The following is a 25,250-nucleotide window of genomic DNA, read 5'->3' on the forward strand; positions in this document are numbered from 1 at the left end:
CGGCTGACCGTACCGGCGGGGCTGAGGGTGCGTGCCTCGTCCCGCCCCCTGGCATGTACTAGAGTTATCTCGACATCGAGATATCTGCCCCGGACGTGCCGCAGCCGCCCCGCTGGTAAGGGTTACCTAACTTAGCCTCACCTTAGCGGAAAGGCCAGAGTGCCTCGCGGCAGGATTGCGGCAATACGCGCGAATTCATGCATGAAGGAGACTGTCGTGTCGGCGAACAGCTTCGACGCCCGCAGCACGCTGCAGGTGGGCGACGAGTCGTACGAGATCTTCAAGCTGGACAAGGTCGAGGGCTCCGCCCGCCTTCCCTACAGCCTGAAGGTCCTGCTGGAGAACCTGCTCCGTACCGAGGACGGCGCGAACATCACCGCCGACCACATCCGGTCGCTCGGAAACTGGGACTCGCAGGCCCAGCCCAGCGAGGAGATCCAGTTCACGCCGGCCCGCGTGATCATGCAGGACTTCACCGGCGTCCCCTGCGTCGTGGACCTCGCCACCATGCGCGAGGCCGTGAAGGCCCTCGGCGGCGACCCGGCGAAGATCAACCCGCTCTCGCCCGCCGAGATGGTCATCGACCACTCGGTCATCGCCGACAAGTTCGGCACGAAGGACGCCTTCGCGCAGAACGTCGAGCTGGAGTACGGCCGCAACAAGGAGCGCTACCAGTTCCTGCGCTGGGGCCAGACCGCCTTCGACGACTTCAAGGTCGTCCCGCCGGGCACCGGCATCGTCCACCAGGTCAACATCGAGCACCTGGCCCGCACGGTCATGGTCCGTAACGGCCAGGCGTACCCCGACACCCTCGTCGGCACCGACTCGCACACCACGATGGTCAACGGCCTGGGCGTACTGGGCTGGGGCGTCGGCGGCATCGAGGCCGAGGCCGCGATGCTCGGCCAGCCGGTCTCCATGCTGATCCCGCGCGTCGTGGGCTTCAAGCTGACCGGCGAGCTGCCGACCGGCACCACCGCCACCGACCTCGTGCTGACCATCACCGAGATGCTCCGCAAGCACGGCGTCGTCGGCAAGTTCGTCGAGTTCTACGGTGAGGGCGTAGCCGCCACCTCCCTCGCGAACCGCGCCACCATCGGCAACATGTCGCCGGAGTTCGGCTCCACGGCCGCGATCTTCCCGATCGACGAGGAGACGCTGAAGTACCTGCGTCTGACCGGCCGCGACGCCCAGCAGGTCGCGCTCGTCGAGGCGTACGCCAAGGAGCAGGGCCTGTGGCTGGACCCGGCCGCCGAGCCGGACTTCTCCGAGAAGCTGGAGCTCGACCTCTCCACGGTCGTCCCCTCCATCGCCGGCCCGAAGCGCCCGCAGGACCGCATCGTCCTCGCGAACGCCTCGCAGCAGTTCGCGCTGGACGTGCGCAACTACGTCTCCGACGACGAGGAGGCCGGCAAGGAGTCCTTCCCGGCGTCCGACTCCCCGGCCGAGCACAACGGCATTCCGACCAAGCCCACCCTGGTCACGCTGGCCGACGGCACCTCCTTCGAGATCGACCACGGCGCCGTCACGGTCGCCGCGATCACCTCGTGCACCAACACCTCGAACCCCTACGTCATGGTCGCCGCGGCGCTCGTGGCGAAGAAGGCCGTCGAGAAGGGCCTCGCCCGCAAGCCGTGGGTCAAGACCACCCTGGCCCCGGGCTCGAAGGTCGTCACCGACTACTTCGACAAGGCCGGCCTGACCCCGTACCTCGACAAGATGGGCTTCAACCTCGTCGGGTACGGCTGCACCACCTGCATCGGCAACTCGGGTCCGCTGGAGGAGGAGATCTCCAAGGCGATCAACGACGCCGACCTCGCGGTCACCTCGGTCCTCTCGGGCAACCGCAACTTCGAGGGCCGCATCAACCCCGACGTCAAGATGAACTACCTGGCCTCCCCGCCGCTGGTCGTCGCGTACGCCATCGCGGGCTCCATGAAGGTGGACATCACCAAGGACGCCCTCGGCGTCGACACCGAGGGCAACCCGGTCTTCCTGAAGGACCTCTGGCCCTCCGAGGCCGAGGTCAACGACGTCGTCGCGAACGCGATCGGCGAAGACATGTTCAGCAAGTCCTACCAGGACGTCTTCGCGGGCGACGCCCAGTGGCAGGCGCTGTCCATCCCGACCGGCAACACCTTCGAGTGGGACCCGCAGTCCACCTACGTGCGCAAGCCCCCTTACTTCGAGGGCATGACGATGGAGACCACCCCGGTCTCCGACATCGCCGGCGCCCGTGTACTGGCGAAGCTGGGCGACTCGGTCACCACCGACCACATCTCCCCGGCCGGCGCCATCAAGGCCGACACCCCGGCCGGCAAGTACCTCACCGAGCACGGCGTCGACCGCCGCGACTTCAACTCGTACGGTTCCCGCCGCGGCAACCACGAGGTCATGATCCGCGGTACGTTCGCCAACATTCGCCTCCGCAACCAGATCGCGGCCGGCACCGAGGGCGGCTTCACGCGCGACTTCACCGTCGAGGGCGCTCCGGTCTCCTTCATCTACGACGCCTCGCAGAACTACCAGGCCGCCGGCATCCCGCTGGTCATCCTGGCGGGCAAGGAGTACGGCTCGGGCTCGTCGCGCGACTGGGCCGCCAAGGGCACCGCCCTGCTCGGCGTCAAGGCCGTCATCGCGGAGTCCTACGAGCGCATCCACCGCTCCAACCTGATCGGCATGGGCGTCCTGCCCCTGCAGTTCCCCGAGGGCGCCACGGCGGCCGCCCTGGGCCTCACCGGCGAGGAGACCTTCTCCTTCACCGGTGTGGAGGAGCTGAACAACGGCACCACCCCGCGCACGGTCAAGGTCGCCACCGACACGGGCGTGGAGTTCGACGCGGTCGTCCGCATCGACACCCCGGGTGAGGCCGACTACTACCGCAACGGCGGCATCATGCAGTACGTGCTCCGCAACCTCATCCGCGGCTAAGCGCATACCGGCACCAAAGGGCCGTACCTCCGTTAAGGGGGTACGGCCCTTCCGTTTCTGCGGGCGGCTCCGACGGTCCGGCTCAGGTGACGGTGAGGTCTCAACTCGGAAAAGTAGGGGCCCATACCGGTACATGATCTTGCTCACAGGAGCGGAAGTGGACTATACCTGTGCCCGTCCGGGTCACCGCGAAACGAGCGGCCTCGGACGGGGGGATGGCGGGGACCTGCGGTGATGTCCGCTGGGCGGCAGCAGTCGCACTTTCCTTCCTCCTTCACACTCCTGACGAAGGCGAGGACTTGAGCATGGGATCCACCTCCGCCCACGGCGAGAACAGCAACGGTGAGGGCTTCGGCCGCCGGGACCTGATCAAGCGCTCCGCGGCACTCGGACTGATCGCCGTACCGACGATGAGCTTCCTGTCCGCGTGCGCCTCCGGCTCCGACGAGACGACCAAGGGCAACGAGTCCAAGGTGGCCGTCACCAAGGAGAACCCGTTCGGCGTCGCCAAGGGCGGCAAGCTCGACGTGGTCGTCTTCAAGGGCGGCTACGGCGACGACTACGCCAAGGCCTGGGAAGCGGCGTTCGACAAGAAGTGGGGCACCACTTCCTCGCACCTCGCCACCCAGGAGATCACCTCCAAGCTGCAGCCCCGCTTCAACGGCGGCAACCCGCCGGACGTCATCGACGACTCCGGCGCCCAGCAGATCAAGCTGGACGTGCTCGTCAAGGGCAACCAGCTCGCCGACCTCACCGTGGTGCTCGACGCCCCGTCGCTCGACGACCCGACCAAGAAGGTCCGGGACACCCTGATCCCCGCGGCCATCGAAGCCGGCATGGTCGGCGGAAAGTTCGTCGCGCTGCAGTACGTCTACACCGTCTGGGGCCTGTGGTACTCGGGCAAGCTCTTCAAGGAGAAGGGCTGGACCGCTCCGAAGACCTGGCCCGAGTTCATGGACGTCTGTCAGAAGGCGAAGGCGGCCGGCATCGGCGGCCTGGCCCACCAGGGCAAGCACCCGTACTACATCAACGTCGCCATCATGGACCTGATCGCCAAGAAGGGCGGCCTGGATGCCATGAAGGCGATCGACAACCTGGAGCCGAACGCCTTCGCGGACAACCCGGTCGCGCTGGAGGCCGTCGAGGCGGTCTACGAGCTGGTCGAGAAGGACCTGCTGATGCCGGGCACCAACGGCCTGACCCACACCGAGTCCCAGACCCAGTGGAACCAGTACAAGGCCGCCTTCATCACCTCCGGCTCCTGGCTGGAGAACGAGCAGCTCAAGCAGACCCCGGACGACTTCGACATGCAGTTCCTGCCGATGCCGCTGCTGGCCGGCTCCAAGCTGCCCTTCGAGGCCATCCGCGCCGGCGCCGGCGAGCCCTTCATCGTCCCGGAGAAGGCCGCCAACAAGGCCGGCGGCCTGGAGTTCCTCCGCTCGATGCTGTCGCGCGAGTGGTCGACCCTCTTCGCCCAGCAGGCCAACTCCCTCACCGTCCTCAAGGACGGCGTGGACGCGGGGGTCAAGCTCCGCCCGGGTACGCAGTCGGCCGTGGCGGCGCTCAAGACGGCCGGGGACAACACCTTCAACTACCGCTACCCCGACTGGTACAGCGAGATGGACACCGAGATCCAGAACGCGTCCAATGAGCTGATGGCCAAGCGCATCCAGCCCAAGGAATGGATCAAGCGGGCCCAGGCTGCGGTAGACAAGGCGACCAAGGACCCGAACGCCAAGAACAACAAGCGCAGCTGACACCGCGTCCACCGGGCACCCGGAAACACCAGGGACGGACACCATGAGCCACGTAGCGAACAGCAAGGGGCGGGGCGGCTTCATCGCCGGGTTCCTCATCCTGCCCCTTGCGCTGTACCTGACCTTTGTCATCTGGCCGTACATTCAGACGTTCGGCTATTCCTTCACCAACTGGACGGGTCAGTCACCGACTTTCGACTTCGTCGGGCTGGACAACTACTCGGCCTTGCTGAAGGACGAGGTCTTCGGCGGCGCGCTGCTGAACAACCTGCTGCTCCTGGTGTTCGTCCCGACGATCACCATCCTCATCGCCCTGTTCTTCGCCTTCATGCTGAACGCCGGCGGGCGCAGCGGAGCCGGCGGAGTCCAGGGAGTGGCGGGCTCCGCCCTCTACAAGGTGATCTACTTCTTCCCGCAGGTGCTCTCCCTCGCCATCCTCGCGGTGCTCTTCGGAGCCGTGTACCGCAGTGACGAGGGGGGCCTGCTGAACGGTTTCCTCACCAAGCTGGGCCTGGTCGACCCGGCCCACCCCATCGAATGGCTCAACGAGCCCAACTTCGTCATGTGGTGCCTGCTGCTCGTCGTCGTCTGGCACGGGGTCGGTTTCTACCTCGTCCTGTTCTCGGCGGCCATGCAGTCGGTGCCCAAGGACATCTACGAAGCCGCACTGCTCGACGGCGCGGGGCGCGCCCAGACCTTCTTCAAGGTCACGCTGCCCCTGCTGTGGGATTCTGTGCAGACCTCCGCGGTCTATCTGGGCATCGCCGCGATGGACATGTTCGTCCTCGTGTCGACCATGACCTCGGGCCAGTTCGGCGGCGGACCGGACCACCACAGCGAGGTCATGGCGACGGTGCTGATGCGTAACTTCCTCTACTTCGGCAATGCGGGCTACGCCTGCGCCATGGGGGTCGTGATGCTCGTCCTCACCCTGATCCTCTCCGCCATCACGCTGCGGGCCACTCGCCGCGAGCACGTCGAGTTCTAGCGGGAGACCACGATGACCACTGTGATCAAAGCACCGGGCGAGGCGGCGGCCGAGAAGCGCTCCGCCGCCACCGGGCAGCCCCGCGGGAGCAAGAACGGTTCCGACGGCATGGTGCTCAACGTCTTCTCGCACGGCTTCCTCGCCGTGTGGGGGATACTGATCGTCCTGCCGCTGATCTGGCTCGTGCTCGGCTCCTTCAAGACCGACGTGCAGATCGGCAGTTCGGCCCTGAGCTGGCCGGCCCACTGGGAGTTCGACGCCTTCGGGCGCGCCTGGAGCAAGGGCATCGGGGACTACTTCGCCAACACGCTGATCGTGATGGTGTTCTCGGTCCCGCTGACGATGCTGCTCGGCTCGATGGCCGCGTACGTCCTGGCCCGCTATCCCTTCGCGGGCAACCGGCCGATCTACTACTTCTTCGTCAGCGGGGCCATGTTCCCGGTCTTCCTGGCGCTCGTCCCGCTGTTCTTCATGGTGAAGCGGCTGGACATGCTCAACTCCTACCAGGGCCTGATCCTGGTGTACGTGGCGTACTCGATGCCGTTCACCGTCTTCTTCATGCACTCGTTCTTCCGGACGCTGCCGACGGCCGTGCACGAGGCGGCGGTGATCGACGGGGCCTCGCACACCCGGATCTTCTTCCAGGTGATGCTGCCGATGGCCAAGCCCGGCCTGATCAGCGTCGGGATATTCAACATCCTGGGGCAGTGGAACCAGTACATCCTGCCGTCCGTGCTGATGCAGCCGCAGACCGGATCGGACCCCGAGCGCTACATGCTCACCCAGGGCCTGATCCAGCTGCAGTACCAGATGGGCTACGAGACGGACCTGCCGGTGCTGTTCGCCGGTGTGACCATCGCGATGATCCCGATGCTGGTGGTCTACCTGTCCTTCCAGCGGCAGATCCAGGCGGGCCTGACCTCCGCCACGCTCAAGTAGCGCGGCCGCTCAATCAGTACGGCCGCTCACGCAGCGGACGGGTCGGGCACGACCGACCAGCTGACCGCCGAGACGGAGGGGTTGGGCCCGACCGACCAGCTTACCCCGGCCGTTAGCTCGATTGGGTGGTTGTCGGATTGGCGGCTTGCGAGGGGTGGCACTCGGTCGGGTAGCGTCGCTGGTGCGATCTGGGACGCCGGGTGCGGTGCCAGCGTGCGGGGCCCCTGCTCCACCGGAGTGATGGTTCAGGGCCTCCCCGTCGCCTTTGGCCGTACCCACATGGCCAGGTCGTCAGGGAACCGGACCTCCCGGAACGGACCACGCACATGATGCGTGTCGCCGACCGGGCCGCGAAAGCCGGAACCCAGTGCGCCCAAGACCGTTCGGGGCGTGCCACTGCGCCGGGCTCATTCCTGCACGGTGAACAGGAACGGTCGAGAGAGAGGTTGCTGACAGCTTCCTCGCGCATTCGCCCCCGCCCTTGGGGGCAGCAGTACGGGCACCACAGCCAGGCCGGCCTTCGGGTCGGCCTGGCTGCGGTTCGAGCCCAGTCGGCAGCCAGGCTGGCCGAGCGTGTCGACCAGCCGGTGGCGGATGTGGGCCTCCTCCACGTCCAGGCACACGGCCCCGAAGGGGCGGCCACCTCGGCCCCGCCGCTCGGTTCGCGGACCATGTGCCGCCCCAGTGGGCACGGCAGGAGGTCCGCCCCCACTCACCCACGGCTCCTCAGAGCCAGGTGCCGAACTTGCGGATGTACACGGTCTTCAGGAGCTGCGTGAGCGTGCAGTACGCGAGCAGCACGCCGATCAGCCACGGGAAGTAGCTCGCCGGCAGGGCCACGAAGCCAAGCGACTCGGCCAGCGGCGAGAAGGGCAGGTAGAGCCCGGTCAGCACCGCGAGGACGGTCATCACCATGACCGGCCAGGATGCCCGCGACTGGATGAAGGGGATCTTGCGGGTGCGGATCATGTGGACGATCAGGGTCTGCGAGAGCAGTCCCTCGATGAACCAGCCGGACTGGAAGAGCGCCTGGCTCGCCTCGCTGTTGGCGGCGAACACGTTCCACATGATCACGAACATTGCGATGTCGAAGATCGAGCTGATGGGGCCGATGCAGACCATGAACCGGCCGATGCCCTTGGCGTCCCAGTTGCGGGGCTTGCGGAGGTACTCCTCGTCCATCCGGTCCCAGGGGGTGGCCAGCTGGGCGATGTCGTAGACCAGGTTCTGCATCAGCAGCATGATCGCCAGCATCGGCTGGAAGGGGATGAAGGCGCTCGCCACCAGTACCGAGAAGACATTGCCGAAGTTCGAACTGGCCGTCATCTTGATGTACTTGATCGTGTTGCCGAAGGTGGTCCGGCCCTGGATCACGCCCTGCTCCAGGACGGTCAGGTCCTTCTCCAGCAGGATGATGTCGGCGGACTCCTTGGCGATGTCCACGGCGGTGTCCACCGAGATGCCGACGTCCGCGTCGCGCAGCGCGGCCGCGTCGTTGATGCCGTCACCGAGGAAGCCGACCGTGTGGCCGTCGGCCTGCAGGGCCCGTACGATCCGGGCCTTCTGGACCGGGTTGACCTTGGCGAAGACCGTCGTACGGGCGGCCAGCGCGCGCAGTCCGGCGTCGTCGAGGGCGTCGATCTCGGTGCCGCCGACCACGTGGCCGACGGTGAGGCCGACATCGGCGCAGACCCGGGCGGCGACGAGCTCGTTGTCGCCGGTCACCACCTTGACCGCGATGCCCTTGTCGGCGAGGCCCTGGAGGGCCTGCGCGGCGTCTGCCTTCGGCGGGTCGAGGAAGGCGAGGAAGCCGACCAGGGTCAGCTGGTCCTCGTCGGCGACCGTGTAGGTGTCGCGGGGGGTGCTCATCGTGCGGGTGGCGACGGCCAGGACGCGCAGGCCCTTGCGGTTGTTGTCCTCGGCGATGCGCGAGACGTGCCACCGCAGCTGCTCGGTCAGCTCGACCTTCTGCCCACGGTCCGTCATGTGGGTGCACAGGGCGAGGACTTCCTCGACGGCGCCCTTGGTGATCATGACGTGCTCGGAGCGGCCGAGGTCGCCCACGATGCTGTTGCGGTTCAGGACCACGGACATCCGGCGTCGGGCGAAGTCGAAGGGGATCTCGTCGACCATCGAGAAACGGGCATCGACGACAACCTCCTCGGCCTCGCCCACGCGGTCGATGACCGCCTGGTCCATCAGGTTCTTCAGGCCGGTCTGGAAGTGCGAGTTGAGGTAGCCGTACTCCAGGACCTCGTTGTCGTCGTCGCCGTGCACGTCCAGGTAGCGGTCCAGGACGATCCGGTCCTCGGTGAGGGTGCCGGTCTTGTCCGTGCAGAGCACGTCCATCGCGCCCAGGTTCTGGATCGCGTTGAGCCGCTTGACGACCACCTTGCGCTTGGACATGGCGACCGCGCCGCGCGCCAGGTTGGCGGAGACGACCATCGGCAGCATCTCGGGGGTCAGGCCGACCGCCACGGCGATGCCGAGGAGGAAGGCGGCCTCCCAGTCGCCCTTGGTGAAGCCGTTGATCATGAAGACGATCGGGACCATCACCAGCATGAAGCGGATCAGCAGGAAGCTGACCTTGCGCACACCGGTGTCGAAGTTGGTCTCCGGGCGCTCGCCGACCAGGGAGCCGGCCATCGAGCCGAAGTAGGTGTCGGAGCCCGTGGCGACGACGAGTCCGGTGGCGGTGCCGGAGGTCACCGAGGTGCCCATCAGGCAGAGGTTGTCGGCCTCGACGGGGTCGGTGGTCTCGTGCTGGCCGAGGTCCTCCGCGCGGGTGTCGGCCTTGGCCACCGGCAGGGACTCGCCGGACAGCGCGGCCTGGCTGACCATCAGGTCCTTGGAGGTGATCAGCCGCAGGTCGGCCGGGATCAGGTCGCCGGCGGCCAGCTTGACCACGTCACCGGGGACCACCTGGGCCATCGGGACCTCGAAGGTGGTGGGGGCCGCGCCGCTGCCGGCCCGGCGCTGCACCGCGCAGGTGGTGGTGACGAGCTGCTTCAGCGCGTCGGCCGCGCGGCCCGAGCGGTACTCCTGCCAGAAGCGGAGCAGGCCGCTGACCCCGACCATGATGGAGAGGATGATGACGCCCTCGTCCGCCGGGTCCTGTGTACATGATGGCGGCGAGGAAGATCAGGACCCCGATGAAGGGGTTCCAGTACGCCTTCGCCAGCTGGACGAACCACAGGGGCGTGCGCTCCTGGGCGATGACGTTGGAGCCGTGGCGCTCGAGGCGCAGGGCGGCCTCGGCGTGGGTGAGGCCATTGCGGGAAGCGTCCACCTCTTGCAGGACCTGGACGCCCGGGCGGGCGCTGGCCTCGGCGAGCCGCTCGCCGACGACCCGGGTACGGGCCTCCAGCTCGGCGGTCTTGCGTTCGCGGCGGGCCCGGCCCGGGGGTGCGAGCTTCGTGGGGGTACGGGGGGTGAGCATGGTCATGGCAAAAACCTCCCTCCACGGCGTCCGGGCAGCGCGAAGCCGCGCGGTCACGTGGAGTGATCATGGGTCGGCGCACGGTGGCACGTACGGCCACGGGGCACGCCGATGGGCATGGATGACGCGCGCCCGACGGAAGCGTCAGGGCGTGCGGAAGGGGTTACGAAGATGAATGCAGAAACGCAGCGAAGCGGCGCGGGGCCGCGGGCGTGCACACTCGAAGAGAGACCGGCCGCTCAGGGAGCTCAGCCGAGGAGAGCGCTGCAAGGACTTCGATCGGGACTCATCCCGAACACCTCCTTGCGTAGCGCTTGCATGACAGAGGGCGCCCGATCCGGCCGTGAAGACCGTGATGACCAGCGCCACGGCGACCGTAGCACGATCAGGATGGAGGTTTCTCTCATACTTATGACCGGTAGTGGCCGATTCGTACTGTGGCGGCCTCTTGACGTCGCGAGGCGCAAAGGCTCGACTTAAGGTTCACAAGTTGGAGAGACGCCGGGGTCTCGGAGCACGCAGCCGCTGACGGCCCCGGCCGGGGGGCGACGGCTTGCCGTTGCTTATGGGCAGGAGTGGATGAGTCGTGCAGACTCCCGGATCGCAGTCTTCACTGCATCGCGCCAATCTGGAGCGCGTCGTACGGGCGGTACGGCTCGCCGGTTCGCTGACCCAGGCGGAGATCGCCCGGAGCACCGGACTGTCGGCGGCCACGGTCTCCAATATCGTCCGGGAGCTCAAGGAGGCCGGGACAGTCGAGGTCACGGACACCTCCGCCGGGGGCAGGCGGGCGCGCAGCGTCTCGCTCAGCGGTGACGCCGGCATCGTGATCGGCGTCGACTTCGGCCACACCCACCTGCGGGTGGCCGTGGGGAACCTGGCCCACCAGGTGCTGGCCGAGGAGTCCGAGCCGCTGGACGTGGACGCCTCCTGGGTCGACGGCTTCGACCGGGCGGAAGCCCTGGTGGGACGGCTCGTCGAGGGCATCGGGATCGGCCGCGACAAGGTCATCGGCGTCGGGCTGGGCGTACCGGGCCCCATCGACCTGGAGTCCGGCACCCTCGGGTCCACCGCGATCCTGCCGGGCTGGGCCGGGATCAACCCGCGGCGCGAGCTCTCGCAGCGCCTGGGCGTACCGGTGTACGTGGACAACGACGCGAACCTCGGGGCGCTGGGTGAACTCGTTTGGGGGAGCGGCCGGGGAGTAAAAGACCTGGCCTACATCAAGGTGGCCAGCGGTGTCGGCGCCGGGCTCGTGATCAACGGGCAGATCTACCGGGGGCCCGGCGGCACGGCCGGCGAGATCGGGCACATCACGCTCGACGAATCGGGTCCGGTCTGCCGCTGCGGCAACCGCGGCTGCCTGGAGACCTTCGCCGCCGCCCGGTACGTGCTGCCGCTCCTGCAGAGCAGCCACGGGCCGGAGTTGACGATGGAGCGGGTAGTGGAGCTGGCCCGCGACGGGGACCCCGGCTGCCGTCGGGTCATCACGGACGTGGGCCGCCACATCGGCAGCGGCGTGGCCAGTCTGTGCAATCTCCTGAACCCGAGCCGGGTGGTCCTCGGCGGCTCTCTCGCGGACGCCGGTGAACTGGTGCTGACCCCCATCCGTGAATCCGTGGGGAGGTACGCGATTCCCAGTGCCGCCCGGCAATTGTCGGTGCTCACGGGATCCCTGGGCGGGCGGGCCGAGGTACTGGGCGCGCTGGCCCTCGTACTGAGTGAGATGGGCGATTCGACGCTTTTGGCGGAAAATGGCAGTGGAGTGCGAGCACCAGCCGTCTTGTCTTCAGTTAGATAACGAATGGCGTCGTTGTCATCTCGTTAAGCATTCACTCCTTGACGACAAACTCGCGGCCGGGGTTGACTCACATCCACCTCGGCCGCAGTGCTGCGGCCTCGTCAGGGAGGTTCAAGTAATGAACACGCGTATGCGCAGAGTCGCCGTCGCCGTTGCTGCCGGCACCATGGCCGTCTCGCTCGCCGCTTGTGGCAGCGCGAAGGAGTCCGGGGACAAGAAGGACACCGCCACCGGAGCCGTCAAGGGCGGCGCGATCAAGGTCGGGCTGCTCCTGCCGGAGAACCAGACCGCGCGTTACGAGAAGTTCGACAAGCCGCTCATCGAGAAGGCGGTCAAGGACCTGACCGCGGGCAAGGGCGAGGTCGTCTACGCCAACGCCAAGCAGGACGCGACCACGCAGAACTCCCAGGTCGACACGATGATCACCAACAAGGTGAACGTCCTGATCATCGACGCGGTGGACTCCAAGGCCATCGCCGGCTCGGTCAAGAAGGCCAAGGAGGCCGGCATCCCGGTCGTGGCCTACGACCGCCTGGCCGAGGGCCCGATCGACGCCTACACCTCCTTCGACAACGAAGAGGTCGGCAAGGTTCAGGGCAAGGCGCTCCTGGAGGCCCTGGGCGCCAAGGCCAAGGACGGCCAGATCGTCATGATGAACGGCTCCGTCACCGACCCGAACGCCGCGCTGTTCAAGAAGGGCGCGCACTCCGTCCTCGACGGCAACGTGAACGTCGGCAAGGAGTACGACACCGTCGAGTGGAAGCCGGAGAACGCCAACACCAACATGGCGGCCGCGCTCTCGGCGCTCGGCAAGGACAAGGTCATCGGCGTCTACTCCGCCAATGACGGCATGGCCGGCGGCATCATCACCGCCCTCAAGGCCGCCGGCGTGTCCCCCCTGCCCCCGGTCACGGGCCAGGACGCCGAACTCGCCGGTGTGCAGCGGATCGTGGCGGGCGAGCAGTTCATGAGCGTCTACAAGCCGTACGCCCCCGAGGCCGAGGCCGCCGCGAAGATGGCCGTGGCCCTCGCCAAGGGCGAGTCGATCGCGACCACCGCCACCGCCAAGGTCGACAGCCCCACCGCCAAGGGCGTCCCGGCCCTGCTGATCCCGGTCGTCTCGCTGACCAAGGCGAACGTCAAGGACACGGTCGTCCGCGACAACGTGTACACGGTCGACGAGATCTGCACCGACAAGTACGCGGCCGCCTGTGCCGCCATCGGCCTGAAGTAAGGCCCCCGCCGCTCGGTCCGCCGAGCGGCCCCCATGCCTGTCCGGCGCTCCCGCCTCCATCCCGCCACTGGCGGGGCGCCGGACAGAATCGTTTCTCTCAAGCACCTTCGTTTCACTCAAATCCCCCGTGGTCCTGCTCTTTTGCACGACATCCCCGCCGGTCAGGCGGCAAGGAGATGGTTCATGTGTCCGCTGCGCCCGTACTGGCGTTGCGAGGGGTCTCGAAGCGGTTCGGCGCCGTTCAGGCCCTCACCGACGTAGAACTCGAGATCCACTCCGGCGAGGTGGTCGCCCTCGTCGGCGACAACGGCGCCGGTAAGTCCACGCTGGTCAAGACGATCGCCGGCGTGCACCCCATCGATGACGGAGTCATCGAGTGGGAGGGCCGCCCGGTCTCGATCACCAAGCCCCACGACGCCCAGAACCTGGGCATCGCGACGGTCTACCAGGACCTCGCGCTGTGCGACAACATCGACGTCGTCGGCAACCTCTTCCTGGGGCGCGAGCTCAAGCGGCGCGGCATCCTCGACGAGGTGGAGATGGAGCGGCGCGCACGCGAGCTCCTGACCACCCTGTCCATCCGGATCCCCAGTGTCCGCATCCCCATCGCCTCGCTCTCCGGCGGTCAGCGCCAGACCGTGGCGATCGCCCGCTCCATGCTGGGCGAGCCCCAGCTCGTGATCCTCGACGAGCCCACCGCCGCCCTCGGCGTCGAGCAGACCGCACAGGTGCTCGACCTGGTCGAGCGGCTGCGCGAGCGCGGTCACGCCGTCATCCTCATCAGCCACAACATGGCCGATGTGAAGGCCGTGGCCGACAAGGTGGCCGTCCTGCGGCTGGGGCGCAACAACGGCGTCTTCTCCGTGAAGGACACGTCGCAGGAAGAGATCATCTCCGCCATCACCGGGGCCACGGACAACGCCGTGACCCGCCGGGCGGCCCGCACAGGGGAGGCCCGCAAGTGAGCACCCAGCACATAGACCCCGTCAACCCGGCCGCCGCGCACGACGCCATCCCGGCCGTGGACCCCCGCCTGCTCGTCCGCGAGCAGGGCCTCGCCGGGTACGTGAACGAGTTCGGCCGCAAGCTCAAGGCCGGCGACCTGGGCTCCGTGCCCGTCGTCCTCGGCCTGATCATCATCTGGAGCATCTTCCAGGGGCTGAACTCGAACTTCCTGGGCGCCGAGAACCTCACCAACATCGCGATCACGATGACGGCCACCGGCATGATGGCGGTCGGCATCATCTTCGTCCTGCTGCTCGGCGAGATCGACCTCTCGGTCGGCTCGGTCAGCGGCGTCTCGGGCGCGATCGTGGCCGTCCTGTCGGTCACCAACGGCGTCAACGAATGGCTGGCCATCCTCGCGGCGATCGCCGGAGGCGCCCTGATCGGCTCCCTCCACGGCTTCTTCTTCGCCAAGATCGGCGCGCCGGCCTTCGCCGTCACCCTTTCGGGCCTGCTCTTCTGGTCCGGCGCCATGCTGCAGATCCTCGGCAGCAACGGCACGATCAACCTCGACTCCGAGGGCGTGGTCGGGCAGCTGACCACGTACTTCTTCTCGGACGTGGCCGTCGGCTACGGGCTCGCCGCCCTCGCCGTGGTGGCGTACTTCCTCGCCACGTTCTCCGACAACCGGCGCCGCGCGGCCGCAGGGGTCCCCTCCCGCCCGCTCGGCGACATCCTGCTGCGCACCGGGCTCCTCGCGGTGTTCACCTTCGGTCCGGCCATGGTGTTCAACCAGTACAAGGGCCTGCCGCTGGCGATCGTGCTCTTCCTGTTCGCCCTGGTCGCCACGGACTTCCTCCTGCGGCGGACCACCTTCGGCCGCCAGGTCTTCGCCCTCGGCGGCAGCGTCGAGGCCTCCCGGCGCGCCGGCATCAACGTCAACCGGGTCCGGATCACGGTCTTCGCGATCGCCGGCACCTTCGCGGCCATCGGCGGGCTCTTCTGGGCCTCCAAGATCGCGGCGGCGAACCAGAGCGCCGGCGCCGGCGACCTGCTGATGAACGTGATCGCGGCGGCCGTCATCGGCGGCACCAGCCTCTTCGGCGGCCGCGGCCGGACCTGGAACGCCCTCCTCGGCGTCATGGTCATCACCTCCATCCAGTACGGTCTGGCCCTGGAGGGAATCGCGACGCCGATCCAGTACATGATCACCGGCGCGGTCCTCCTCGCCACCGTGGTGATCGACTCGATCACCCGCAAGACGCAGAAGACGGCCGGGCGCGCCTGACCGGCGTGCGCGGAGCGTGATACGGCGGTAAGAACCGTCACAGTGCCCGGTGCCACTTGGTGTGGCACCGGGCACCTGTGCGTATGCCTGTACGTACGGATGTGCGGGAATACCCCCTTTTGGGGGGTGTGACTCCGTACTGATGTGTACAGGTATGACAAAGGTGTGACCTGACCGGGACCGCGCTTCACTTACGCCCAACTGGCGAAGATTAGACTCGGCAGACCAGCAAGCGACTGCAAGGAGGCACGGGTGCTGCTGACCCGCATCAAGGGACCGCGCGATCTGGACCGGCTCAGCCAGGAGGAGCTCGACCGGCTCGCCGCAGAGATCAGGACCTTCCTCGTCGACGCCGTCTCCAAGACCGGCGGGCACCTCGGCCCCAACCTCGGTGTCGTCGAGTTGACGATCGCTCTGCACAGGGTCTTCGACTCACCCAAGGACAAGGTCCTCTTCGACACCGGCCACCAGGCCTACGTGCACAAGCTGCTCACCGGCCGCCAGGACTTCGGCGGCCTGCGCACGAAGGGCGGCCTGTCGGGCTACCCCTCGCGCGCCGAGTCCGAGCACGACGTGATCGAGAACTCGCACGCGTCCACCGTGCTGGGCTGGGCCGACGGCTTCGCCAAGGCCAATGAGGTGCTCGGCAGGGAAGACCACCACGTCGCGGCGGTCATCGGCGACGGAGCCCTCACCGGCGGCATGGCCTGGGAGGCGCTGAACAACATCGCCGCCGCCAAGGACCGCCCCCTGGTGATCGTCGTCAACGACAACGAGCGCTCCTACGGCCCCACCATCGGCGGCCTCGCGAACCACCTGGCCACCCTGCGCACCACGGACGGCTACGAGCGCTTCCTGGCCCGCGGCAAGGACCTCCTGGAGCGCACCCCGGTCGTCGGGAAGCCCCTCTACGAGACCCTGCACGGCGCCAAGAAGGGTCTCAAGGACTTCATCGCCCCGCAGGGCATGTTCGAGGACCTGGGCCTGAAGTACATCGGGCCCATCGACGGCCACGACATCGAGGCCCTGGAATCGGCCCTGCAGCGCGCCAAGCGCTTCAGCGGACCGGTCATCGTGCACTGCCTCACCCAGAAGGGCCGGGGCTACGAGCCGGCCGTCCAGGACGAGGCGGACCGTTTCCACGCGGTCGGCGTCATCCACCCGGACACCGGCCTGCCGGTCTCCACCGACGCCGCCAGCTGGACCTCCGTCTTCGCCGACGAGATGGTCAAGCTGGGCAGGGAGCGCAAGGACATCGTCGCGATCACCGCGGCCATGCTCCAGCCCGTCGGCCTGAAGAAGTTCGCCGACGCCTACCCGGACCGCATCTTCGACGTCGGCATCGCCGAGCAGCACGGCGCCACCTCGGCGGCGGGCCTGGCCTCCGGCGGCGCCCACCCGGTCTTCGCGGTGTACGCGACCTTCCTCAACCGCGCCTTCGACCAGGTCCTGATGGACGTGGCCCTGCACAAGTGCGGGGTCACCTTCGTCCTGGACCGCGCCGGGGTCACCGGCACCGACGGCGCCTCCCACAACGGCATGTGGGACATGTCCATCCTCCAGGTGGTCCCCGGCCTGCGCCTCGCGGCCCCGCGCGACGCCGAGCAGCTGCGCGCGCAGCTCAACGAGGCCGTCCTGGTGAAGGACGCGCCGACCGTCGTGCGCTTCTCCAAGGGCGTCGTCGGCCCGGCCGTCCCGGCCGTCGGCAGGATCGGCGGCATGGACGTGCTGCGCCGTCCGGCCGCCGAGGTCACCCGTCCGGACGTACTGCTCGTCTCGGTCGGAGCGCTCGCCCCGATGTGCCTGGAGATCGCCGATCTCCTCGACAAGCAGGGGATCTCCACGACCGTGGTCGACCCCCGCTGGGTCAAGCCGGTGGACGAGGCCCTGGCCCCCCTCGCCGATGGCCACCGCGTGGTCGTCACCGTGGAGGACAACAGCCGCGCCGGCGGCGTGGGCTCCGCCGTCGCGCAGGCCCTGCGGGACGCGGGGGTCGACGTACCGCTGCGTGACTTCGGCATTCCGCAGCGGTTCCTCGACCACGCCACGCGCAAGGAGGTCATGGCCGAGATCGGCCTGACCGCCCCGGACATCGCGCGGCAGGTCACCGGCCTGGTGGCCAAGCTGGACGGGCGCTACGACAGCGAGCCGGCCGCCACCGTCGACTAGTCGACGAGGCGGCGTCGTACGGGTCCGTACGACGCCGACGTAGATCGCCGCGCGGTTGCACGCCACGGGCCGGGAGATCACCCTTGAAGGGGTGGGCCTCCCGGCCCGCTCGCGTGGGTACGCCCCGTTCGGAGGTGCGTCGGTGAGTTCGGATCTGAACAGCCCCTTCCGCACGAAGTCGGTGGAGCAGTCCATCCTCGACACGCAGGAGCCGGAACACCAGCTCAAGAAGTCGCTCTCCGCCTGGGACCTGATGGTCTTCGGCGTCGGCGTCATCATCGGTACCGGCATCTTCGTCCTGACCGGCAAGGTCGCCAAGGAGACCGCGGGCCCGGCCACGGCGCTCGCGTTCGTCGCGGCCGGCGTCGTGTGCGCGCTCGCCGCGCTCTGCTACGCCGAGTTCGCCTCGACGGTGCCGGTCGCCGGTTCCGCGTACACCTTCTCCTACGCCTCGATCGGCGAGCTGCCGGCCTGGATCATCGGCTGGGACCTGGTGCTGGAATTCGCCCTCGGCACGGCCGTCGTGGCGGTCGGCTGGTCCGGGTACGTCCGCTCGCTCATGGACAACGCCGGGCTCCATCTGCCGGTCTCGCTCCAGGGGCCCGACGTGCCGGGCGGCAGCTTCGACCTGCTGGCCTTCGTGCTCGTCCTGGTGCTGACCGCGATCCTCGTCGTCGGCGTGAAGCTGTCCGCGCGGATCACCGCGATCGTGGTCGCGATCAAGGTCACGGTAGTGCTCATCGTGATCTTCGCCGGCCTCTTCTTCATCAAGGGCAGCAACTACGAGCCCTTCATTCCGAAGGCGGTGAAGCAGGAGGGCGGCGCGGGCCTGGACGCCCCCCTGGTCCAGCTGATCTTCGGCTACGAGCCGACCAACTTCGGCATCATGGGCATCTTCACCGCGGCCTCCGTCGTCTTCTTCGCCTTCATCGGCTTCGACGTCGTCGCCACCGCCGCCGAGGAGACCAAGCTGCCCCAGAGGGACATGCCGCGCGGCATCCTCGGCTCGCTGCTGATCTGCACGGTGCTGTACGTGGCCGTCTCGCTCGTGGTCACCGGCATGCAGCACTACACCGAGCTGTCGGTGAGCGCCCCGCTGGCCGACGCCTTCAAGTCCGCCGGCCATCCGGTCTACGGAGGCATCATCAGCTTCGGCGCGGCGGTGGGCCTGACCACGGTCTGCATGATCCTGCTGCTCGGCCAGACCCGGGTGTTCTTCGCGATGAGCCGCGACGGACTGCTGCCGCGCTTCTTCTCGCGGACCCACCCGAAGTTCCGTACGCCCTACCGGCCGACCATCCTGCTCGGCGTGATCATCTCGATCGTCGCCGGATTCACCAGCATCAACGAGCTGGCGACCCTGGTGAACATCGGCACCCTCTTCGCCTTCGTCGTCGTCGCGCTCGGCGTGATGGTCCTGCGCCGCACCCGGCCCGACCTGCACCGGTCCTTCCGGACCCCGTGGGTGCCGCTCGTGCCGGTCCTGTCGATCGCCGCGTCGGTCTGGCTGATGCTGAACCTGCCGGCCGAGACCTGGCTGCGCTTCGTGATCTGGATGGTGATCGGCATCGCCGTCTACTACCTCTACGGCAAGAAGCACAGCCGGCTGGGCCGCGGCGAGGGGATGACCCCGAACCCGGCGCGCGAAGGCCGCTGAGCGCGTCCTACGGTGAGGCCATGGAGATCACCGTAGGACTGCACCCCTGGGCGGAAGACGACTTCTGGCTCCTGCTGCGCAAGAACGAGCCGGCCATGACGGAGCACTTGGGCGGCCCGGAGACCGAGGTGAAGCTCGGGGACCGGCACCGGCGCTACCTGGCGATGAGCGCCGGGGAGCCGGGGGCCGGGCGGATGTTCCGGGTCGTCGCCGACGGCGAGAGCGTGGGCACCATCGGCTTCTGGGAGCGCCTCTGGCAGGGGGAGGAGGTCTACGAAACCGGCTGGGGCATCCTCCCCGAGTTCCAGGGCCGGGGGCTCGCGGCCCGCGCGGCCCGGGCGCTCGTGGCCCATGTGGGCGTCCACGGCACCCGCCGGTACCTGCACGCCTTCCCGTCCGTCGACCACCCGGCCTCCAACGCGGTGTGCCGCGCGGCGGGGTTCGTACTCCTCGGGGAGGTGCAGTTCGAGTACCCGCCGGGGCAGTGGCACGCGAGCGGCGACTGGCGCGTGGTACTGGGCGGGGACGACGCGTAGCCCCGGCCCCCATCGGGGCCGGGGTCACGCGTCGGAGGCGGTGTCGGTCAGCCGCCGGTGTAGGTCAGCCGCCGGTGGCGGGGGACTTCTTGGCCGCGGCCGGGATCGTCCGGTCGTTGCGCAGGGCCTCCCACAGCTGGCCGGCCTGCGGCTCCACGGCGACGACGCGGTTCTTGTCGATCTTGTCGTAGGCGACCGGCAGCATGATCGTCTCCATGGTCTCCGGATCCACGCCCTTCATGCTCTGGGCGAAGTCCGACAGGCCCTTGAGGGAGTCGAGTTCGGCGTCGGTGGTCAGCGCCTTGGTGCCGGCGTCGGCGAGCTTGTAGAGGCGGGCCGGGCTGCTGAGGACGTCCTGCTTCTTGATCTCGGACAGCATCGCGATCATGAACTTCTGCTGCAGGTCTATGCGTCCGAGGTCGCTGCCGTCGCCGTAACCGTGGCGCGTGCGAACGAACTTGAGGGAGTCGGTGCCGTTGAGGCGGTGCGTGCCCGCGTCGAGGTTCAGGCCACCCTTGATCGGCTTGTCGAGGGTGACGTTCACGCCGCCGAGCGCGTCCACCAGCTCCTTGAAGCCGGCGAACTCCACCTTGACGAGGTGGTCGACACGGATGCCGGACATGTGCTCGACGGTCTTGACGACACAGGCCGGGCCGCCCGTCCCGATGACGCTGTTGATCATGACGCGCTTTGCGCCGGCGACGGTCTTGCCCTTCGCGTCCTTGCAGTCGGGCCGGGTCACGAGGGTGTCGCGGGGGATGCTGATCGCGGTGGCCTTCTTACGGCCCTCGGGTATGTGCACCAGCATGTTGGTGTCCGAGCGGGAACCGCTGACATCGCCGTGATCGAGTTCACCGTTGGCACCGGCGCGCGAGTCCGAGCCGAGCACCAGGATGTTCTGCCCGCTGTCCGGGACCTTCGCCGGCCGGTTGTCGACACCGATCGCCTGGTCGAGGTCGACGCTGTCGATGTTGTCGTTCAGGTGGCTGTACGCCCACCAGCCCGTGCCGCCCGCGGCGAGGATCAGGACCAGGAACGTCAGCAGGACGCCCCGTCTGATGCGCTGTCCGCGGGTGCGGACGCGCTTGCGTCCTCTTCCCGTCGACGCGCCGGGGGCTGGGCGACGGTCCGGTGTCTGGACGTCCTGGCTCATCCTGCTTCAGTCCTCAATCGTCGGGCCGGCGTGGGCGGTGGAGCGGGGCGCTGGAGGCGGGGCGCCGGAGCGGCGGGATCCGGGGCGCCTCGGCCGACGCCCGCTTATGCCACGCTGACCGTGCACTATAGACAGATATTGCGACTGGCGTGCGTCCCGGGTCCGGGACCGTCGGATCCGTCTCTCGAACTAGAATCCGCACGATGTGGCCGCTGCCGGGCCGCGAGAAACGCTGGAGGGCAACGTCATGCGGTCGAGATCGGGAGCCGGCGTGCAGCGGGACGGCGCGGGGGCAACTGCCCGACGGGGCACGGGAACCGGACCCGACGGCCCCCGCTCCGTGCTCGACGGCCGCTGGCTGGTGCGGGGCCCCGAGGGCCTGCTGTCGGCGTACGCGCGCACCCCGGACGGGCTGCTGCGCTGGACCGAGACCGAACCCGGCGGGCCGCGCTGGCGGGGGCCGGACTACTTCGCAGCCCCCGGCATGGCCGCGCTGTCGGTGGCCCAGGGGCCCAACGGCTTCGTCCACTTCGTGGGCCGCCGCACCGTGCGCGGCAAGGGCGCCGAGAGCGTCGAGCTGGCGCACGCGATCCAGTACCAGAGCGGCCGGCCCCTCGGTGAGTGGAACTCCCTGGGCAACCCGCACCGCGATCCGGCCCGGGCCCCGTACATCGGCAACCCGGTCGTCTCGGTCGCCGCGAACGGGTCGACGTACGTCTTCCTCGCCAACGCCTCCGGCGCCCTCGCGGTGCGCCGCGAGTCGGAGACCGGCAAATGGCTTCCCTGGCAGGGCATCAAGTGTCTGGGCACGCGCTCCGACATGGCGCCGGTGCCGCACGCGTCGGGTCTGATGGAGGCCCTGGTGTCGATCAATACCGGGACGATGCGCTGCTACCAGCCGGAGGCGGGCGTCCCGCTGGTGCGCACCCCGGACCTGCCGTTCGCGCCGGCCGAGCAGAGTGCGGTGGGGATCGAGACGGCCCCGGGCCGGGTCACCTACTACTGGACCGATCAGGCGACCACGGGGCTCCAGGCGTACCGGGACGGCGGGTGGGTGATCCCGCTCGGCGGGAGCGCGGCCGAGGGCCGCCTCGCGGCCGTGCGGACGATGATCGACGGCTACGACTGCACGGTGCTGGCCTACCGCGGCCTCGACGGCCAGGTGGTCCTCGGCGCGTTCGGCACCGGGAACGAGGGCGCGGGGGTGTGGTGGGCGCCGACCGGTGAATGGTGCGCCGCCGCCCCCGCCCTCGCGCTCGATCACGCGGGCCGGGTCGTGGCCGCGTTCCTCGACGCCGACGGCCGGCTCCGCGTGGCCCGGCAAGGGGTCGAGGGCGGTTTCGTAATGAACCCTTCCGCCCAGATCTGACCCTGTTCTTCCTCTTCGCCCCTTGTTCTCCTGAGTGCGGGCGGACTTTACTGTGATGACCTCCACACCGAAACCCCTGATACGCCGCAACTTCATTTCAGGTGGGTAACGGGACCCCGGAATCACTGGCCATTGATGGACGCCTCGTAATCAGCCATGTAAAGGTTGAGTAATGCTGGATCAGTCGCCACGGGACGGACACCCGTAGTACACCTTCCAGTCATTGTTCTGACGGGGATGTCTGGGACGCCGAGGCGTCGGGGACATGGGCGGTGGCTCGTGATGGAAGGTGCGGAAGTCTGTGAGCCTCAAGAACCCTGAGGCGAGTGCTCTGGTCGCCTCCTACCGTTCGCTGCTGCCCGTACGAGCCCGCCGCAAGATCGTTCGCAAGGTGCCGCGCCCCCTGCGCCAGGCGGTCATGGGGTCCATGGCCTCCTTCGACTCGCTGCGCACCGCCCTGGCGGTCCGCGCCCTCGGCGGCAGGAGCCGGGGCGCCCGGCACAGCGCGCGGGGCGCGATCCGCGTCGTGCGCCTCGGCGGCAAGCACGTCAGGGCCGTCGTCGTGCCGGGCGCCACCGAATGGGCCGCACGCGCCCGCAACCTGCACCTCCTGGTCAGCATGCTCGAAGAAGCGGACATCGACTTCTTCTGCGTACGCGGCACCGCGAACCGTCTGCCCTGCGTGGCCGTCCCCTCCGTCTATCGCGAGGACCTGGAGGAGGTCCTCCAGATCGGCTTCGGACACAACCCCGGCTACGTGGGCGAGGGTTCGGGCGCCACCATGCGCTCCGGGGCCGCCGCCCCCACCTGGCGCAGGCTGCGCCACGCCAAGGTGCTCCGGCTGGCCTGGAACGTCTGCGACCCCTCCGGACACCTCGTCTTCGGCCCCGAGTCCGGCGTCGAACTCGAATTCTGGGACCAGGACGGCGGGGAGTACGTGGCTCCGCGCCCCAACAGCGTCGTGACCGCCGCCGGCGTCAGCGAAGAACGCCGGCTGGCGGAGCAGAAGCTCTTCAGTCCCGTCCCCCAGCTCTACGCCACGGGCCTGACGCGCACGCTGACCGAGTTCACCGCGCCGCTCCCGGGCGACCACCTCTACCCCGTCGACGTCGTCTACACCTGGGTCGACGACTCCGACCCGGTCTGGCGGGCCGGCAAGGAAGCGGCCCGCGGCGGCGCGCGCGCGAGCGCCGGAGCGCCCCTGCACGAACAGGCCGCCAACGACTCCCGCTTCAAGAGCCGCGACGAGCTGCGCTACTCGCTGCGCTCGATCCACCAGTACGCCCCGTGGGTGCGCAACATCTACCTGGTCACCGCCGGCCAGGCCCCGGGCTGGCTCAACACGGAGTACCCCGGCCTGCGCGTGGTCGACCACCGCGAGATCTTCTCCGACCCGGCCGCGCTCCCCACCTTCAACTCGCACGCCATCGAGAGCCAGCTGCACCACATCGAGGGCCTCTCGGAGCACTTCCTCTACCTCAACGACGACGTGTTCTTCGGCAGACCGGTGGACCCCGGGCACTTCTTCCACCCCAACGGCCTGACCAAGTTCTTCATGTCCAAGGCCCTCATCCCCTCCAGCCGCACCGGTGACGCGGATCTTCCCGTCAACGCGGCGGGCCGCAACAGCCGCAGCCTGATCTCCCAGCAGTTCGGCACCTTCATCTCCCAGAAGATGAAGCACACGCCGCACGCGCTGCGGCGCAGCGTGCTCTCCGAGATCGAGCAGGTCTACGAGCGGGCCCACTGGACCACGCAGCACGCGACCTTCCGCTCACCGCACGACGTTCCCATCGCCTCCTCGCTGCACCACTACCACGCCTACCACTCGGCCCGGGCGACGGTGGCGGACCTGCGGTACACGTACATCGACATCGGCGACGAGAAGGCCAAGCAGCGCCTCGACCGCCTCGTCGCGCGCCGGGACTTCGACACCTTCTGCATCAACGACACGGTGGTACCCGCGGACCCGGACGCCCAGGAGCGCATGGTCACCACCTTCCTGGAGGCGTACTTCCCCGTCCCCAGTCCCTACGAGATCCCGGGCGCGGTCGGCCTTCCGGTACGCCGCGTCAACGAGTTGGGACGTGTACAGGCATGAGCGCCCTGCGAGCCCGCCTCGGCGCCGTGCGCAGGAGGCTCCTCAAGCTCGATGCCGCCCGCCGCGCCATGCGGATCATGGTGCCCGTCCTCGTGCCGATGAAGGCGAAGCGCTCCGCGCACCTGCTGTACGCCGCCGTGCTCGACGGGCAGACCGTGAACCTGCACGCCGAGCTTCCGGCGTCGGCCGGCACCCCGCGGAGCGCCGAGATCGTCGTCGGGAGCGGCCGCGGCAGCTACGCCGTCCCCGCCCGCATCCACACCGACCGCGACGGCCGCGTGCTGGTGGACGCCGCCGTGCTGCTCGGCTCCGAGGTGGGCGGGGTCCCGGTCACCCCGGGGCGCTGGAAGCTCCGGCTGCGCACGAGCGCAGGCCGTTCCTCCCGCAGCCTGCCGCTGATGCTGGCCGACGTGCCCCCGGCGTACGAGGGCGGGGCGACCGGGCCGATGGCCTTCTCACCCGTCACCGGCAGCCGCCACCGCATCGTCCGCAGCGCCACCGGCGAGGCACGTATCATCTGCAGTGCCCCCAAAGCGGGGGTGGAGGTCATCCAGCTGCATATCGGACATTCCGGTATCCAGGTGGACTTCCGCGTCCTCGGAATGCAGGCCGGGGGCGCGTGGTGCGAGTTCGCCGCGTCGGGCCGCCGGATCACCGCCTGGCCCGCCGAGGTGGAGCCCGGTGTGTGGCGCGTCGCGGTGCCGCTTTCGGAGATGACTCCGGGAGGGGACCGCAGCGAGCACTGGGACGTCCTCCTCTGCTCCGGGGGCCGGCGCTCCGTGCGCGTGGCCCGCAAGTTGCACGACGTGCGCGACCCGCAGCAGGTGTTCGCGGCGCGCAAGATCGTGGTGGCGCCCGGTCCAGAGGATTTGATCATGGTCGAATCGCGCTACACGGCAGCCGGGAACCTCCGGTTCACGTGCAGTACCGCGGCCGGGTGAGG

General features: G+C 68.6%; 16 protein-coding genes and 1 pseudogene. 14 read left to right on the forward strand and 3 right to left on the reverse strand.

Annotated elements, in window-relative coordinates:
- Positions 1-201 precede the first annotated feature (201 nt).
- The 4 genes from acnA to AC3IYI_RS30720 all read left to right on the forward strand — a co-directional run bounded on the left by acnA (position 202) and on the right by AC3IYI_RS30720 (position 6,615).
- Entirely contained in the window at positions 202-2,931 is a 2,730-nt protein-coding gene (gene acnA, locus AC3IYI_RS30705) for an aconitate hydratase AcnA (RefSeq protein WP_489406727.1), read from the forward strand.
- 305 nt (positions 2,932-3,236) lie between these two features.
- A complete protein-coding gene (gene ngcE / locus AC3IYI_RS30710) occupies positions 3,237-4,688 on the forward strand; it encodes an N-acetylglucosamine/diacetylchitobiose ABC transporter substrate-binding protein (RefSeq protein ID WP_489406728.1) in 1,452 nt (483 codons plus the stop codon).
- Between the two features lie 43 nt (positions 4,689-4,731).
- Positions 4,732-5,676 (forward strand): carbohydrate ABC transporter permease, encoded by a 945-nt coding sequence (locus AC3IYI_RS30715; RefSeq protein WP_489406729.1) that lies wholly within the window; start codon positions 4,732-4,734, stop codon positions 5,674-5,676.
- A gap of 12 nt (positions 5,677-5,688) precedes the next feature.
- Complete coding sequence (locus AC3IYI_RS30720; protein ID WP_489406730.1) at positions 5,689-6,615, forward strand: carbohydrate ABC transporter permease; 927 nt, start codon at positions 5,689-5,691, stop codon at positions 6,613-6,615.
- A gap of 726 nt (positions 6,616-7,341) precedes the next feature.
- On the opposite strand, the gene mgtA is transcribed toward AC3IYI_RS30720, so the two are convergent.
- Together mgtA and AC3IYI_RS30730 are read right to left on the reverse strand one after the other, a co-directional pair.
- Positions 7,342-9,693, reverse strand: a complete 2,352-nt coding sequence (mgtA, locus tag AC3IYI_RS30725) for a magnesium-translocating P-type ATPase (RefSeq protein ID WP_489406731.1) — start codon at positions 9,691-9,693, stop codon at positions 7,342-7,344.
- A gap of 106 nt (positions 9,694-9,799) precedes the next feature.
- Positions 9,800-10,060 (reverse strand): annotated as a pseudogene (locus AC3IYI_RS30730) (cation-transporting P-type ATPase); the annotation flags it as partial.
- Positions 10,061-10,640: 580 nt separating this feature from the next.
- Between AC3IYI_RS30730 and AC3IYI_RS30735 the strand changes: the two are divergent.
- The 7 genes from AC3IYI_RS30735 to AC3IYI_RS30765 all read left to right on the forward strand — a co-directional run bounded on the left by AC3IYI_RS30735 (position 10,641) and on the right by AC3IYI_RS30765 (position 19,684).
- On the forward strand, positions 10,641-11,855 hold the full coding sequence (locus tag AC3IYI_RS30735; RefSeq protein WP_489406732.1) for an ROK family transcriptional regulator: 1,215 nt from the start codon (positions 10,641-10,643) through the stop codon (positions 11,853-11,855).
- Between the two features lie 118 nt (positions 11,856-11,973).
- A complete protein-coding gene (locus AC3IYI_RS30740; RefSeq protein ID WP_489406733.1) occupies positions 11,974-13,089 on the forward strand; it encodes a substrate-binding domain-containing protein in 1,116 nt (371 codons plus the stop codon).
- A 176-nt stretch (positions 13,090-13,265) separates the two neighbouring features.
- Complete coding sequence (locus AC3IYI_RS30745) at positions 13,266-14,054, forward strand: ATP-binding cassette domain-containing protein (protein ID WP_112447331.1); 789 nt, start codon at positions 13,266-13,268, stop codon at positions 14,052-14,054.
- Positions 14,051-15,322, forward strand: coding sequence for a sugar ABC transporter permease (locus AC3IYI_RS30750; RefSeq protein ID WP_489406734.1), 1,272 nt, complete (start codon positions 14,051-14,053; stop codon positions 15,320-15,322). Before AC3IYI_RS30745 ends, AC3IYI_RS30750 begins: the two co-directional genes overlap by 4 nt.
- Before the next feature lie 252 nt (positions 15,323-15,574).
- Positions 15,575-17,491: a 1-deoxy-D-xylulose-5-phosphate synthase gene (gene dxs, locus AC3IYI_RS30755; RefSeq protein ID WP_489406735.1), complete on the forward strand. Its 1,917-nt coding sequence runs from the start codon at positions 15,575-15,577 to the stop codon at positions 17,489-17,491.
- Positions 17,492-17,633: 142 nt separating this feature from the next.
- A complete protein-coding gene (locus AC3IYI_RS30760; protein ID WP_489406736.1) occupies positions 17,634-19,148 on the forward strand; it encodes an amino acid permease in 1,515 nt (504 codons plus the stop codon).
- A 20-nt stretch (positions 19,149-19,168) separates the two neighbouring features.
- On the forward strand, positions 19,169-19,684 hold the full coding sequence (locus tag AC3IYI_RS30765; protein WP_489406737.1) for a GNAT family N-acetyltransferase: 516 nt from the start codon (positions 19,169-19,171) through the stop codon (positions 19,682-19,684).
- A gap of 64 nt (positions 19,685-19,748) precedes the next feature.
- Here the strand turns inward: AC3IYI_RS30765 and AC3IYI_RS30770 are convergent, their stop codons facing one another.
- On the reverse strand, positions 19,749-20,837 hold the full coding sequence (locus AC3IYI_RS30770; protein WP_489406738.1) for an LCP family protein: 1,089 nt from the start codon (positions 20,835-20,837) through the stop codon (positions 19,749-19,751).
- Positions 20,838-21,084: 247 nt separating this feature from the next.
- Here AC3IYI_RS30770 and AC3IYI_RS30775 point away from each other — a divergent pair, with 247 nt between their 5' ends.
- The 3 genes from AC3IYI_RS30775 (at position 21,085) to AC3IYI_RS30785 (ending at position 25,248) form a co-directional block, all read left to right on the forward strand.
- On the forward strand, positions 21,085-22,206 hold the full coding sequence (locus tag AC3IYI_RS30775) for a PLL family lectin (RefSeq protein ID WP_489406739.1): 1,122 nt from the start codon (positions 21,085-21,087) through the stop codon (positions 22,204-22,206).
- Positions 22,207-22,624: 418 nt separating this feature from the next.
- Positions 22,625-24,307 (forward strand): stealth family protein, encoded by a 1,683-nt coding sequence (locus AC3IYI_RS30780; protein ID WP_489411739.1) that lies wholly within the window; start codon positions 22,625-22,627, stop codon positions 24,305-24,307.
- Positions 24,304-25,248: a hypothetical protein gene (locus tag AC3IYI_RS30785; protein ID WP_489406740.1), complete on the forward strand. Its 945-nt coding sequence runs from the start codon at positions 24,304-24,306 to the stop codon at positions 25,246-25,248. The genes AC3IYI_RS30780 and AC3IYI_RS30785 overlap by 4 nt, the downstream gene beginning before the upstream one ends.
- Positions 25,249-25,250 lie beyond the last annotated feature (2 nt).

It is taken from the genome of Streptomyces sp. GL_148, from assembly GCF_057834205.1.

What these genes read in the sequence shown, in the direction of transcription:
- AC3IYI_RS30780 (WP_489411739.1), top strand. Translation starts at nt 22,625, where the DNA reads ATGGGGTCCATGGCCTCCTTCGACTCGCTGCGCACCGCCCTGGCGGTC.
- AC3IYI_RS30770 (WP_489406738.1), bottom strand. Translation starts at nt 20,837, where the DNA reads ATGAGCCAGGACGTCCAGACACCGGACCGTCGCCCAGCCCCCGGCGCG.
- acnA (WP_489406727.1), top strand. Translation starts at nt 202, where the DNA reads ATGAAGGAGACTGTCGTGTCGGCGAACAGCTTCGACGCCCGCAGCACG.
- AC3IYI_RS30775 (WP_489406739.1), top strand. Translation starts at nt 21,085, where the DNA reads ATGCGGTCGAGATCGGGAGCCGGCGTGCAGCGGGACGGCGCGGGGGCA.
- AC3IYI_RS30785 (WP_489406740.1), top strand. Translation starts at nt 24,304, where the DNA reads ATGAGCGCCCTGCGAGCCCGCCTCGGCGCCGTGCGCAGGAGGCTCCTC.
- AC3IYI_RS30765 (WP_489406737.1), top strand. Translation starts at nt 19,169, where the DNA reads ATGGAGATCACCGTAGGACTGCACCCCTGGGCGGAAGACGACTTCTGG.
- mgtA (WP_489406731.1), bottom strand. Translation starts at nt 9,693, where the DNA reads ATGGTCGGGGTCAGCGGCCTGCTCCGCTTCTGGCAGGAGTACCGCTCG.
- AC3IYI_RS30720 (WP_489406730.1), top strand. Translation starts at nt 5,689, where the DNA reads ATGACCACTGTGATCAAAGCACCGGGCGAGGCGGCGGCCGAGAAGCGC.
- AC3IYI_RS30745 (WP_112447331.1), top strand. Translation starts at nt 13,266, where the DNA reads ATGGTTCATGTGTCCGCTGCGCCCGTACTGGCGTTGCGAGGGGTCTCG.
- AC3IYI_RS30715 (WP_489406729.1), top strand. Translation starts at nt 4,732, where the DNA reads ATGAGCCACGTAGCGAACAGCAAGGGGCGGGGCGGCTTCATCGCCGGG.
- ngcE (WP_489406728.1), top strand. Translation starts at nt 3,237, where the DNA reads ATGGGATCCACCTCCGCCCACGGCGAGAACAGCAACGGTGAGGGCTTC.
- AC3IYI_RS30740 (WP_489406733.1), top strand. Translation starts at nt 11,974, where the DNA reads ATGAACACGCGTATGCGCAGAGTCGCCGTCGCCGTTGCTGCCGGCACC.